This window comes from Bacteroides sp. An19, from assembly GCF_002160215.1.
Taxonomy (GTDB): Bacteria; Bacteroidota; Bacteroidia; order Bacteroidales; family Bacteroidaceae; genus Phocaeicola; species Phocaeicola intestinalis.
Genome location: NZ_NFKD01000002.1, coordinates 102714 through 115285, shown reverse-complemented (window position 1 = coordinate 115285; position 12572 = coordinate 102714). Strand labels below are relative to the sequence as shown.

Here is a 12572-nt window from a genome sequence, read left to right as displayed (position 1 = left end):
TTTAAGAATGAAAAATTACCCTGTATCAGCCACCGTGCTGGAACTGTTCTATCAGCAATGTAAGGTTTGCCGTAAACAACCGGGCAGAAATGGCAAGCAAAATAATGCCGAAAAACTTACGGATAATATAAATTCCCCCTTTCCCCAGCATGCGTTCGATACGGTCGGTCATCTTTAAAACAATAAACACCCATACCATGTTCAGCAACAAAGCCAATAAAATGTTAACCGTTGCATATTCCGCCCGCAAAGACAACAAAGTAGTAAACGACCCAGCCCCGGCAAGCAACGGGAAAACCAACGGCACCAACGTAGCCTCCTTGATAGGACCGATATTCTTGAATATCTCGATGTCCAGTATCATTTCGAGCGACATCAAAAAAATGACAAACGCACCCGCCACCGCGAACGAAGCGATATCCACCTGAAAAAGCTTCAGAATCATGTCACCGGCAAAAAAGAAAGCCAGCAACAGTCCAGCCGATATCAAAGTAGCCTCTATCGCATTGACAGAACGTCCCTTTTGCTTCAAATCCAGAATAATGGGAACAGCACCAATGATATCAATTACCGCAAACAGTACAATAAACGCACTTACCAATTCTTGCAAACTAAATACTCCCATAGCCTCATAAGTTTAATTTTTGTTCACAAATATAACATAAAAAAACGAAATGAAGATACATACCAAGCAATATCCCTCCAAATTTCACAAAAAAAAGACAGAACCACCCAGCCGGAAAACATATTTCCATCGCTCTCCGAATATATCTTCAAAGACAAAAGGATATACCTGCACAAGCCAAACTAGTTATATGACCAACCGGTATCATCTATGTTGACCGAAACCGTCCTCTGCCCCAGCAAGCATTACCAGACGGTAAGAAACAATAAAAAAGGTAAAAGCCATGTTATGTATCAGAATATTGCTTAATTTTGTATGTTAAATTATAACTTAATAAAGTTAAAGACAGATGGAAGAGAATAGTATGTACAATAAGCTTTTGCTACTTCCCTTGTTCCAAGGGCTATGTAAAGAAGACTTTACAGCCATACTGGAAAAAGTAAAACTACATTTTCAAAAGCTTCCCGCAGGTAGTTGCATCGTGCGCCAAAACAATGCTTGCGAGGGCCTGTTTTTTGTCTTGCAAGGCAAAATACAGTCAGAATCAGCAGACCAAACCCATAATTATACACTCTACGAAACATTGGAAGCACCGTATGTAATAGAACCTTATTCATTGTTCGGAATGTATCCGCAATACAATGCGTCATATCACACCCTGACGCCCGCAAACATCATCAGTATCGACAAATCATACATTCTGACAGAACTGAACAAATATGCCATCTTCCAGCTGAATTTCATGAATCTGCTTAGCAACCGGGCACAAACCATTTACCGCCGCCTGTGGAACGCCCACATCGGCGACACACAAAGCAAAATCATCAATTTCCTGTTGCTGCGATGCACCACCACCAACGGCTTCAAAAGGCTGCATATCCGGATGGAGGACCTTGCCGACCTGATAGATGACACACGCATCAACGTCTCGAAAATATTAAATGAACTAAAACAAGAAGGCCTGGTATCACTCAGCCGGAGAGAAATGGAAATCCCCGACATGAATGCACTTATAGCCTACAACCAAACCAATAAACAAACAAAATGACATTTATGGAAAATCCATTTTTCACCCCCTACCATACACCGCACGCTACCGTGCCATTCGACCGAATCACGCTCGCCGACTATGAGCCTGCCATCCGCGAAGGTATGCGCCGTGAAAACGAAGAAATCAAAGCCATTACCGATAATCCACAAGAACCTACCTTCGATAATACGGTAAAAGCATTGGAACAGTCTGGCGAACTGCTTGACCGAGTCACCACGGTGCTATTCAACCTGATGAGTGCCGAAACAAGTGATGACCTGGAAGCCATTGCTGAAAAACTGATGCCCGAATTGTCGGAACACAGCAACGACATCAATCTGAACGCAAGGCTTTTCCAACGTATCAAACATGTGTATGAAAAACGTGACCGGCTCAACCTTACACACGAAGAATACCGGTTACTGGAAAAAACGTATGATGGATTTGTGCGCAACGGTGCCAACCTCTCGGATACGGACAAAGAGACTTTCCGCAAACTCAGTACAGAGCTGAGTACCCTTACTCTTCGTTTTTCACAAAACCACTTGAAAGAAACCAACAATTACGAATTGCAACTGACCCAAGAAGAAGACCTGAAAGGGCTTCCCGAAAGTGCCGTCGAAGCAGCTGCACATACAGCAAAAGAAAGAGGGAAAAACGGATGGATATTTACGCTGCAAGCACCCAGCTATGTGCCGTTTATGAAATATTGCGACAACCGCCAATTACGCCGTCAGCTATATCTTGCCTACAATACCCAATGTACACACGATAATGAGCAAAACAACCTTGATATCGTCAAACGGTTGGTAAACCTGCGCATGCAGATAGCCCAGCTGCTAGGATTCGCCGACTTTGCCGACTATGTACTCAGGAAACGCATGGCAGAAGACAGCCAGCACGTTTATCGCCTGCTCGACCAACTGCTGGAAGCCTATACCCCTACAGCCCATAAAGAAATAGAAGAAGTTACAGCCTTGGCACATGCCCTCGAAGGAAAACACTTCGAACTGATGCCCTGGGATTTCTCGTATTACTCAGAAAAACTGCGCAAGGAAAAATTCGACCTTGACGAAGAAGCCCTCCGGCCTTACTTCGAACTGAGCCAGGTGAAAAGCGGTGTATTCGGATTGGCTACACGCCTGTATGGCATAACTTTTAAAGAAAACAAAGACATCCCCGTATATCATCCGGACGTCAAAGCATACGAAGTATACGATAAAGACGGAAGTTTTCTGGCCGTACTTTACACCGATTTCCATCCACGTGCTGGGAAAAAATCAGGAGCATGGATGACCAGCTACAAGGAACAATGGATAGACGACAATGGTACCAACAGCCGTCCACATGTCTCCGTCACGATGAATTTCACAAAGCCGACCCCCGACAAACCGGCACTGCTGACATTCTCGGAAGTAACCACATTCCTGCATGAATTCGGACACGCATTGCACGGCATATTCGCCAATACACGGTTCAAAAGCATGAGCGGAACAAATGTTTATTGGGATTTTGTAGAACTTCCCTCGCAAATCATGGAAAATTTTGCCATTGAAAAAGAATTTCTTAATACCTTTGCACGTCATTACCAGACTCATGAACCACTGCCCGAAGAACTGGTTAAGCGAATTATAGACGCAGCCAATTTCAACGTTGCCTACGCCTGCCTGCGTCAAGTCAGCTTCGGATTGCTGGATATGGCATGGTATACACGTCATACCGCATTCGACGGAGATGTCCGTGCATACGAAAAAGAAGCGTGGAAACGCGCACAAATCTTGCCGCAAATAGCCGGCACGTGCATGAGCGTACAGTTCGGGCACATTATGTCGGGAGGCTATGCCGCCGGATATTATAGTTATAAATGGGCAGAAGTGCTGGACGCTGATGCTTTTTCTGTATTCAAGGAAAAAGGCATTTTCAATACCGAAGTGGCACAATCGTTCCGCGACAATATCTTGTCGAAAGGAGGAACTGAGCATCCGATGGTACTATACAAGCGCTTCCGAGGGCAAGAGCCTGCCATCGATGCTTTACTGAAACGGAATGGAATCATAAAATGAAAAAACAATGAGAAAATACGGATTATACATCTGGCTGTGCATGGCAACGCTGCTTTGCGGATGCAACCAGGAAGATGATGTGTTTGAAATATTTGCCAGCGGACAGACATGGCATTGGAGCGGTTCGTATGACACGACAAACTGGCAAGATGACAATAACTACACCTTGACAACCTCGAAAGATGACTTGGAGCAAATCAACAAAGACCCGGACAAGTTCATCATCCAATTTGCTGAAGACGGGAGCGTAACAGGACAAGGCGAATCGTTTACGTTTACCGGCACATGGAGTGCAGACGGAAATGACCGGAGTTTTTCGGTGAGGCTGACTCCCAACCATACCCCTAGCGGACGAGACAAAACGTTCTATGATGAAATCAGCAACGCACATTTTTATCGGGGAGATTCACAACTCATTAAACTATTTAATGCAGACAAGAACCACTATATACAATTTTACCCCGTCGGATTCAGAAACTAAAATAACACCTTATTATATATATGGAACCAAGCGACACCAAACAAGAAACATTAGACAGGCGATACATGCGCATGGCTACTATCTGGGCAGAAAACTCTTACTGCAACCGAAGAAAAGTAGGGGCACTGATTGTCAAAAACAAGATGATAATCTCGGATGGCTACAACGGGACACCTGCCGGATTTGAAAACGTATGCGAAGACGAACACGGACTGACCAAACCGTACGTATTGCATGCCGAAGCTAATGCCATCACCAAAATAGCCCGTTCGAACAACAGCAGCGAAGGAGCAACACTTTATGTCACCGCATCCCCTTGCATCGAATGTGCCAAGCTGATTATCCAAGCCGGCATCAAACGGGTAGTGTATGCCGAAAAATACCGGTTGGAAGATGGTATCGAACTCTTGAAACGTGCAAATATAGAAGTGATTTATTTAAACGAAGAAGCGTATGACAAATAACAACAAAAACCGACTGATGCCTTTCCTGCTTGCCTTTTGTGTAGTGATAGGAATCTTAATCGGAACATTTTATGCCAACCATTTTTCAGGCAACAAACTGGGCATCATCAACACTTCATCCAACAAGCTGAACGCTCTGTTGCGTATCATAGATGACCAGTACGTAGACACTGTAAATATGTACGACCTGGTAGAAGAAGCCATGCCTCAAATACTCGGCGAATTGGACCCGCACTCGGCATACATCCCGGCCAAAGATTTAGAAGCTGTCAATTCCGACCTGAAAGGCAGCTTCAGCGGTGTAGGCATACAGTTCACCATCCAAGACGATACCATCCACGTGAACAATGTAATCCCCGGTGGACCTTCGGAAAAAGTAGGTATGCTGGCAGGCGACCGTATCATTGAAGTAGACGACTCGGCTTTCGTGGGTGAAATAGTAACCAATACCGAAGCCATGCGACGCTTGAAAGGCGAAAAAGGAAGCACCGTCAAACTGGGTGTCTACCGCCCTGGTGAAGAAGAAATACTACACTTTACAGTTGTCCGTGGCGACATTCCGGTAAAAAGTATCGATGCCGCCTATATGGTCAATGACCAGTTTGGCTATATCAAAGTAAACAAGTTCGGAGAAACCACTTATCCGGAACTGCTGGTGGCACTTGCCAAACTGAACCGTGCCAACTACAAAGGACTGATTATCGACCTGCGTGGAAACACCGGAGGATATATGGCATCAGCTATCCAAATGATTAATGAGTTCTTGCCTGGAAACAGCCTGATAGTATATACAGAAGGACGTAAATCCCCACGCGAAAACTACACATCCAACGGTACTGGAAGCAGCCAAAGCATTCCGCTTGTCGTGCTGATGGACGAAGGCTCGGCATCGGCAAGCGAAATATTTGCCGGAGCCATTCAAGACAATGACCGGGGTACCATCATCGGACGCCGCTCGTTTGGCAAAGGGCTTGTACAGCAACCTATCGAGTTCAGCGACGGTTCGGCTATCCGCCTGACCATTGCCCGCTATTACACTCCTTCGGGACGCTGTATCCAAAAGCCATACGTAAAAGGAAACGATTCAGAATACGAAATGGACTTGATTACCCGTTACGAACATGGCGAATTTTTCTCGGCAGACAGCATCAAGCAGAATACCCAGGAAATCTATCATACCCGGTTGGGACGGACTGTTTATGGAGGCGGAGGCATTATGCCAGATATCTTCGTTCCGCAAGACACCACAGGCATTACGACTTACTTCCGCATGGCCGCTGCACGGGGACTGATTATCAGATATACACTGGATTATACAGACAAGAACCGAAGCACGCTCCAGAAGTATACGACTCCCGACAGCATGGCCGACTACCTGAAAACCCAGAACCTGCTGGAAAAATTCGCATCGTATGCTGAAAAGAAAGGATTGAAACGCCGGAATATATTGATGTACAAATCCAAAAAACTGTTCGACGAAAACCTGTACGGAAACATCATATACAATGTTCTGGGCATCGAAGCATACATTGAATACAGCAACAAGACCGACAAAACCGTCTTGCAAGCTCTGGAAGTATTGGAAAAAGGAGAATCTTTCCCTAAAGCACCGGAAGAAGCAACCAATTGACCCAACACATCAAGCACATGCAGTCAAAGAAAGATATCAGAACCCGTATAGCACAAGAAAAAAAACAGCATACGACAGAAGAATTACACAATCTTTCTTCCAGGTTGTTTAGCCAGTTGGAAGCACATCCGCGCTTCCAACTGGCTAAAACCGTCTTGCTTTATCACTCTCTTCCCGATGAAGTACAGACACATGCATTCATAGAAAAATGGTATTCCCAAAAGGTAATTGTGCTGCCTGTAGTAAAGGGCAACGAACTTGAATTGCGCACATATAAAGGTGCAGACCAGTTGCAGACAGGTAGCTTCCACATCCAAGAACCCCTCGGAACAGCATTTCCTTCACCTGCCTCCATCGACCTTGCCATCATTCCAGGCGTATCTTTCGACCGGAGAGGCAACCGTTTAGGACGAGGCAAAGGATATTATGACCGTCTGCTCAACAAACTGAATGTATATAAAATAGGTATATGCTTCCAGTTCCAACTGACCGAGCCAGGACTTCCGACAGAAGACTCCGACATACCTATGGACGAAGTATGGACCGAAAACGGGAACGTAGCCTCTACCGGAAGACAATGTTGACTATTACCTGCGAACCGACTTGAGCATTCAAGTTACGTATCAGCAACGTCCGGCTCATTGACAACTCCTGCCGCAAGACCGACGACGACAAATGCACATACAAGACCTGGTTCTTGATATACAGATTCATCGTATAACGCGCAATGACGGGACCCACCACGTCTTTCCATGCCTCTATCAACCGGTATTCATTAAGTGGAGTCTCCAGACCTTCCTGCCTGAGCAAACGCCGGATAACATCCCCTACCTGCTCTGTATTGTTCCGTTTCATACGTCATCTTCTCCTTTCCGTTCCGACACACATCCGTCTACGACCTCAAACAGTTTATAATCCTCTCCCACCTCACGCAGAATCTTATCCAGATGCTCACGATTGGTATCGGTTATAAATATCTGACCGAAATTGTCTCCTGCCACCAGTTTGACAATCTGTTCCACACGCGATGCATCCAATTTATCAAATATATCATCCAACAATACAATGGGAACAGTATGGTTTCCTATCCGTTTCAAGAAATCGAACTGCGCCAGTTTCAATGCGATAAGATAGGTTTTATTCTGCCCTTGCGAACCTTCACGCTTGATGGGGAAATCACCCAGTTTCATAACCAAATCATCCTTATGCATACCTTTGGTAGAATACCCCAAAAGACGGTCGCGCTGCCGGCTCTCTTTCAGCAGCTGCAACAAGTCTCCCTCTCCCGCATGCGATTCATAGGTCAAACTTACCTGTTCCCGTTCCTGCGAAATATAGGCATAATACGACTGGAATACCGGTACAAATTCATCGACAAAGCTTTTCCGCTTCCGGTAAACGATTTCTCCCATCGCAGCCATTCCTTCTTCCCACAAGGTCATCAGTTCATCTTCCGGTTCCATTTCCGATTTCAATAAGGCATTACGCTGCTGCAAAGCCTTGTTATACCTGATCAGGGCATCCAGGTATTCACGGTCGAACTGAGAAATAACCACATCCATAAACCGGCGCCTTTCCTCGCTCCCTCCTGCTATCAACCACGAATCGGCAGGCGACACCATAACCAGAGGAATCAACCCTATATGATCCGACAGGCGGGAATATTCCTTCTTGTTACGCTTAAACTGCTTCTTCTGCCTACGTTTCAACCCACAATACACCTCTTCCGGTTCGCCCAGGCCATTCTCGTAAAATCCTTGTATCACAAAAAAGTCACGGTCATGAAAAATATTCTGCGAATCAATAGGGTTGGTAGCACTTTTGCAGAACGAAAGATAATACACCGCATCCATCAGGTTCGTTTTACCCATGCCATTCTTACCGATTATGCAATTCAACTTTCGGGAAAATCCCAGTTCTACCTGTTCCAGATTCTTGTAATTTAATATAGAAATGCGTTTTAACCACATAATTCATCCACTTTTAAGTCACAAAAATACGAATAAAAGGACGATTGATAAAAAAACATGCCCGCAAATTTCATTTATAACTATAAATAAATTACTTTTGCTGACCGAAATTGCATTGTGAGGAAAATAATAAAAAACAATAAGAAAGATGTCAAAACAAAATCAAACTCATGACCCATTGAATGTGGATGAAGCATTAAGCACTTCCGAAGCATTCCTGTTTAAGTACAAGAACCTGTTGATAGGTATCGTAGTAGCTATCGTAGTAATCGTATGCGGATTTCAGGCTTATACCCACTTTATCGGCGAGCCCAACGAGGTAAAAGCATCCGAAGCACTGTTTAAAGGCGAACAATATTTCGGAAACAACGATTTCGAGTCCGCCTTGAAAGGGGACAGTCTGGGATATGCAGGCTTTCTGAAAATAGCAGACGAGTACAGCGGAACAGATGCAGGAAATCTGGCTAATGTTTATGCCGGACTTTGCTACGCACAATTAGGCAAATACGAAGAAGCCACTACTTATCTCGACAAATTCAGTGCAGACGACTATATGGTAGCCCCGGCAATCATCGGTACTTTGGGTAACTGCTATGCACAGATGGGACAACTGGACAAGGCTGCAGCCACCCTACTGAAAGCTGCCCACAAAGCAAACAGCACAACCTTAAGCCCCATCTATCTGCTACAGGCAGGTCAGATTCTGGAAAAACAAGGCAAAAACGCCGAAGCTGTAGATGCTTACAAGGAAATCAAGACCCAATATGGCAACTCCTACCAAGCCATGAATATCGACAAGTACATCGAACGCGCTTCTATTAAATAAAGGCGGGAAAAGCATTCCATAGCGGAATCTTCCTACCAGCATGAGGCCAACGCAAATTATATAAACTAAATTGAATATCCGCAAACAATCCATGTTTGCGGATATTCATTAAACCAATTCTCACCATCTACCCAAAAACTCAAAAGCCATGTCAACAGCTTACCACAATCTCTCCGATTACGACACCAATGCCGTACCCGATGCTTCAAACATGCGTTTCGGAATCGTTGTATCCGAATGGAACTCTAACATTACCGGTGCCCTGCTGCAAGGAGCCGTAACTACTTTAAAAAAACATGGCGCAAAAGATGAAAACATCCTGACCGCAACCGTACCGGGCAGCTTCGAATTGACATACGGATGCTCCCAGTTCATCAAAAGCGGCAAAGTAGATGCAGTTATCGCCCTAGGATGCGTAGTGCGCGGCGATACGCCTCATTTCGATTATGTATGCATGGGAGCCACCCAAGGTATTACCTGTTTGAATGCAACCCATGACATCCCGGTACTCTTCGGCCTGCTTACAACCGATACCATGCAACAGGCAGAAGACCGCGCAGGTGGAAAATTAGGCAATAAAGGCGATGAATGTGCCATCGATGCAATAAAAATGATTGATTTTGCTTGCAAATTAAAAAAATAGCATTACCTTTGCAACGCATTTGAGAAAACGAGGGAATAAGCCAAATATTCCCTCTCAAAAAAGGGCAAATACCAGAGTGGCCAAATGGGGCAGACTGTAAATCTGCTGGCTTACGCCTTCGGTGGTTCGAATCCATCTTTGCCCACTGATTTGCGGAAGTAGCTCAGTCGATAGAGCATTAGCCTTCCAAGCTGAGGGTCGCGGGTTTGAGTCCCGTCTTCCGCTCTATGAAAAGAGTGCTTTTATAAACGGGCAAGTACCAGAGTGGCCAAATGGGGCAGACTGTAAATCTGCTGGCTTACGCCTTCGGTGGTTCGAATCCATCCTTGCCCACTGATTTGCGGAAGTAGCTCAGTCGATAGAGCATTAGCCTTCCAAGCTGAGGGTCGCGGGTTTGAGTCCCGTCTTCCGCTCTCCAAAGAGACTATCTCGGATTTTCACGAGGTAGTCTCTGATTTTTTTATTGAATATCCGTTCATTTTATCCAATCCCGCATCATCCACATTTTCGTTAATCTGACGAAATCCGGCGGATATTCCACAGATTCTTCGTAAGTTTGCCTGCAAAACCATAAAAGACATTTACATTCATGCAACGTTACGATTACTTGATAGTAGGCGCCGGATTATTCGGCTCCGTATTTGCCTACAAAGCCACACAAGAAGGAAAGAAATGCCTGGTCATCGACCGCCGACCGCATTTGGGAGGAAACTTATATTGTGAAAACGCTGAAGGAATCAATGTACACAAATATGGAGCACATATCTTTCACACCTCGAACAAGCGGGTCTGGGATTTTGTCAACTCCATCGTAGAGTTCAACCGTTATACCAATTCGCCCGTGGCAAACTATAAAGGTAAACTTTATAACCTGCCTTTCAACATGAACACGTTTTACCAGATGTGGGGAGTGACAACACCTGCCGAAGCTCAGGAAAAACTGGAAGAACAACGGGCAGAGGCGGTAGCACGGATGAAAGAACAAGGCATAAGCGAACCGCGCAACCTGGAAGAACAGGCACAACTGCTGATAGGAAAAGACATTTACGAAACACTTATCAAAGGCTATACCGAAAAACAATGGGGACGGAAATGCACCGACCTGCCAGCATTCATCATCAAACGCCTACCGGTGCGCATGGTTTTCGACAACAACTATTTCAACGACAAATACCAAGGCATCCCCATCGGCGGATACAACGTGCTGATAGAACGGCTGCTGAAAGGAACTGACACCCGCCTGGACTGCGATTTCTTCGCCCACAGGCAAGAACTGGAAGCACTGGCAGACAAGATTGTATTTACCGGTGCCATCGATGAGTATTACGGATATAGATTCGGCAAACTGGAATACCGCACGGTGCGGTTTGAGACGGAAACGTTGAACACGCCGAATTACCAGGGCAATGCGGTGGTGAACTACACCGAACGGGAAGTGCCCTACACACGCGTCATCGAGCACAAGCATTTCGAAATGTTCGGTGCGGAAGTGTACCAATGTCCTAAGACCGTCGTGTCACGCGAATACAGTTCGGAATGGACCGAGGGAAGCGAACCTTATTATCCGGTGAATGACGAGAAGAACAATGCACTCTACTTGAAATACAAAGAGCTGGCAGACAAGGAAACCAACGTTATCTTCGGCGGACGGCTGGCAGAATATAAATATTACGACATGCACCACATCGTAGAAAAAGCCCTGCTTTTATAAAGAGCCAGTCGTTTCTATACACGGTACAGAATACCTCGAATCAGAAACGCACCATCATTTCCACCACCAGCTTATCCTGTTCCGACTCCAAGGCAAGCGAACGGCCGGCATAAAAATACTTTTCGTAATTTAAGCGGAGGTCTGCCTGAAACGGTTTCCCGAAACTGAACGTCAGACCTCCGGTGATACGCTTGCGTTCATAATCGGTAACCAGGAACTCGCCTTGCCCGTCTAATGTTCCGTCGCTATTATCGCCCATGTAATCGAAGCGGGCAAGGAGAGAGACCTTTTTGAACAGACTTTTCTTTTTCCGGATAAACCAATCGTAATTTACAAAAGCATCTACCGCCCATACACCCTTAAACGAGGAATTGGCATACTCCTTATACATGGCTTCCACCTCGAAATGCCAGTTATTCCAATTATAATAGGTACCTATGTCATACATATAAATGTTCCGGTCCGTAGGACGGATGCGCTGTGTGCTCAATGTCAGGTTATACCCCTTGAAAGGGGTTAATTCCAATTTCGCCGAATACGAAAGCGCCTTGTGCCAGCCTTTTTGCTCCGTCAGCCCCGAACCGCTGAACAAACCTGCTTCCAGCGAAAAGGGGAACCCTTCTTTACGCACATACTTTAACGTAGCGCCAGCATCACGCAGGCTGCCCATCTGCTTGGCGATGAACGAACGGTTAGCAAAATACTGCAAGTGAGGCGAGCGGTGCGCGTCAATCGTAAACGGCACACGCATCTGCCCGACAGTAACATAAAACCCTTTCAACGGGGCAACCCGTGCGTAAGCATCCAGCATCTTGATTTCTCCTTCATCGCAAAGGTCTATTTCGGCTTTATAGCTCACGATGGGAGTTACATTCCCCGTAACGCTCACCCTTGCGGTACGTACCTGAAAACGCTGTTCTCCGGTAGCGGTCTGGTACTCGTACTTACCTCTCAACGTTCCGTGTACTTCCGGCAAGTAGTCTTTCCAACTCGTCTCTTGCGCTGCAATCCCTATTGCATTAAACGCAACAAGCAATGCAAATATAGCTTTCTTCATAAACCAACTTTATAAAATATATATGAACGTCCTTTAGACCGGATTTGCCTGTAGGGGCGTATCGCATACGCC

General features: G+C 45.6%; 13 protein-coding genes and 4 tRNA genes. 13 read left to right on the top strand and 4 right to left on the bottom strand.

What is annotated here, in order from left to right; all coding sequences use genetic code 11:
* Nucleotides 1-25: 25 nt before the first annotated feature.
* Complete coding sequence (locus B5F25_RS01590) at nucleotides 26-625, bottom strand: MarC family protein (protein WP_087207392.1); 600 nt, start codon at nucleotides 623-625, stop codon at nucleotides 26-28.
* 349 nt (nucleotides 626-974) lie between these two features.
* Here B5F25_RS01590 and B5F25_RS01585 point away from each other — a divergent pair, with 349 nt between their 5' ends.
* From B5F25_RS01585 to B5F25_RS01560, 6 genes are read left to right on the top strand one after another with little or no spacing between them, the layout of a single operon-like run.
* Nucleotides 975-1673 carry a Crp/Fnr family transcriptional regulator gene (locus B5F25_RS01585; protein WP_087247177.1) on the top strand — a complete coding sequence of 233 codons (699 nt, stop codon included), beginning with the start codon at nucleotides 975-977 and terminating at the stop codon, nucleotides 1671-1673.
* Nucleotides 1670-3718, top strand: a complete 2049-nt coding sequence (locus tag B5F25_RS01580; RefSeq protein WP_087247175.1) for a M3 family metallopeptidase — start codon at nucleotides 1670-1672, stop codon at nucleotides 3716-3718. The genes B5F25_RS01585 and B5F25_RS01580 overlap by 4 nt, the downstream gene beginning before the upstream one ends.
* Nucleotides 3719-3725: 7 nt before the next feature.
* A complete protein-coding gene (locus tag B5F25_RS01575; RefSeq protein WP_022040049.1) occupies nucleotides 3726-4199 on the top strand; it encodes a DUF4847 family protein in 474 nt (157 codons plus the stop codon).
* Between the two features lie 20 nt (nucleotides 4200-4219).
* A complete protein-coding gene (locus B5F25_RS01570) occupies nucleotides 4220-4663 on the top strand; it encodes a dCMP deaminase family protein (RefSeq protein WP_022040050.1) in 444 nt (147 codons plus the stop codon).
* Nucleotides 4653-6293, top strand: coding sequence for a S41 family peptidase (locus B5F25_RS01565; protein WP_087247173.1), 1641 nt, complete (start codon nucleotides 4653-4655; stop codon nucleotides 6291-6293). Before B5F25_RS01570 ends, B5F25_RS01565 begins: the two co-directional genes overlap by 11 nt.
* A gap of 17 nt (nucleotides 6294-6310) precedes the next feature.
* A complete protein-coding gene (locus B5F25_RS01560) occupies nucleotides 6311-6877 on the top strand; it encodes a 5-formyltetrahydrofolate cyclo-ligase (RefSeq protein ID WP_087207449.1) in 567 nt (188 codons plus the stop codon).
* Here B5F25_RS01560 and B5F25_RS01555 read toward each other — a convergent pair.
* A complete protein-coding gene (locus tag B5F25_RS01555; protein WP_022040052.1) occupies nucleotides 6858-7148 on the bottom strand; it encodes a DUF721 domain-containing protein in 291 nt (96 codons plus the stop codon). The two genes, B5F25_RS01560 and B5F25_RS01555, sit on opposite strands and share 20 nt — an antisense overlap.
* The gene (recF, locus tag B5F25_RS01550) at nucleotides 7145-8263 is read right to left on the bottom strand and encodes a DNA replication and repair protein RecF (protein ID WP_022040053.1); all 1119 of its coding nucleotides are present in this window, start codon (nucleotides 8261-8263) and stop codon (nucleotides 7145-7147) included. Before recF ends, B5F25_RS01555 begins: the two co-directional genes overlap by 4 nt.
* A gap of 148 nt (nucleotides 8264-8411) precedes the next feature.
* On the opposite strand from recF, the gene B5F25_RS01545 reads away from it, so the two are divergent.
* The 7 genes from B5F25_RS01545 (at nucleotide 8412) to glf (ending at nucleotide 11443) form a co-directional block, all read left to right on the top strand.
* The gene (locus tag B5F25_RS01545; protein ID WP_022040054.1) at nucleotides 8412-9089 is read left to right on the top strand and encodes a tetratricopeptide repeat protein; all 678 of its coding nucleotides are present in this window, start codon (nucleotides 8412-8414) and stop codon (nucleotides 9087-9089) included.
* A gap of 148 nt (nucleotides 9090-9237) precedes the next feature.
* Complete coding sequence (ribH, locus tag B5F25_RS01540) at nucleotides 9238-9732, top strand: 6,7-dimethyl-8-ribityllumazine synthase (protein ID WP_022040055.1); 495 nt, start codon at nucleotides 9238-9240, stop codon at nucleotides 9730-9732.
* 62 nt (nucleotides 9733-9794) lie between these two features.
* Nucleotides 9795-9877: transfer RNA gene (locus tag B5F25_RS01535), tRNA-Tyr, on the top strand.
* A 7-nt stretch (nucleotides 9878-9884) separates the two neighbouring features.
* Nucleotides 9885-9957 (top strand) — tRNA-Gly (locus B5F25_RS01530).
* Nucleotides 9958-9982: 25 nt separating this feature from the next.
* Nucleotides 9983-10065, top strand: a tRNA-Tyr gene (locus B5F25_RS01525).
* A gap of 7 nt (nucleotides 10066-10072) precedes the next feature.
* Nucleotides 10073-10145, top strand: a tRNA-Gly gene (locus tag B5F25_RS01520).
* Nucleotides 10146-10321: 176 nt separating this feature from the next.
* Nucleotides 10322-11443 (top strand): UDP-galactopyranose mutase, encoded by a 1122-nt coding sequence (glf, locus tag B5F25_RS01515; protein ID WP_087247171.1) that lies wholly within the window; start codon nucleotides 10322-10324, stop codon nucleotides 11441-11443.
* Between the two features lie 40 nt (nucleotides 11444-11483).
* Here the strand turns inward: glf and B5F25_RS01510 are convergent, their stop codons facing one another.
* Entirely contained in the window at nucleotides 11484-12500 is a 1017-nt protein-coding gene (locus tag B5F25_RS01510) for a porin (RefSeq protein WP_087247169.1), read from the bottom strand.
* Nucleotides 12501-12572 lie beyond the last annotated feature (72 nt).

Excerpts from the sequence above, each read along its gene's own strand:
- B5F25_RS01590 (WP_087207392.1), bottom strand. The coding sequence starts at position 625 with ATGGGAGTATTTAGTTTGCAAGAATTGGTAAGTGCGTTTATTGTACTG.
- B5F25_RS01585 (WP_087247177.1), top strand. The coding sequence starts at position 975 with ATGGAAGAGAATAGTATGTACAATAAGCTTTTGCTACTTCCCTTGTTC.
- B5F25_RS01580 (WP_087247175.1), top strand. The coding sequence starts at position 1,670 with ATGACATTTATGGAAAATCCATTTTTCACCCCCTACCATACACCGCAC.
- B5F25_RS01575 (WP_022040049.1), top strand. The coding sequence starts at position 3,726 with ATGAGAAAATACGGATTATACATCTGGCTGTGCATGGCAACGCTGCTT.
- B5F25_RS01570 (WP_022040050.1), top strand. The coding sequence starts at position 4,220 with ATGGAACCAAGCGACACCAAACAAGAAACATTAGACAGGCGATACATG.
- B5F25_RS01565 (WP_087247173.1), top strand. The coding sequence starts at position 4,653 with ATGACAAATAACAACAAAAACCGACTGATGCCTTTCCTGCTTGCCTTT.
- B5F25_RS01560 (WP_087207449.1), top strand. The coding sequence starts at position 6,311 with ATGCAGTCAAAGAAAGATATCAGAACCCGTATAGCACAAGAAAAAAAA.
- B5F25_RS01555 (WP_022040052.1), bottom strand. The coding sequence starts at position 7,148 with ATGAAACGGAACAATACAGAGCAGGTAGGGGATGTTATCCGGCGTTTG.
- recF (WP_022040053.1), bottom strand. The coding sequence starts at position 8,263 with ATGTGGTTAAAACGCATTTCTATATTAAATTACAAGAATCTGGAACAG.
- B5F25_RS01545 (WP_022040054.1), top strand. The coding sequence starts at position 8,412 with ATGTCAAAACAAAATCAAACTCATGACCCATTGAATGTGGATGAAGCA.
- ribH (WP_022040055.1), top strand. The coding sequence starts at position 9,238 with ATGTCAACAGCTTACCACAATCTCTCCGATTACGACACCAATGCCGTA.
- glf (WP_087247171.1), top strand. The coding sequence starts at position 10,322 with ATGCAACGTTACGATTACTTGATAGTAGGCGCCGGATTATTCGGCTCC.
- B5F25_RS01510 (WP_087247169.1), bottom strand. The coding sequence starts at position 12,500 with ATGAAGAAAGCTATATTTGCATTGCTTGTTGCGTTTAATGCAATAGGG.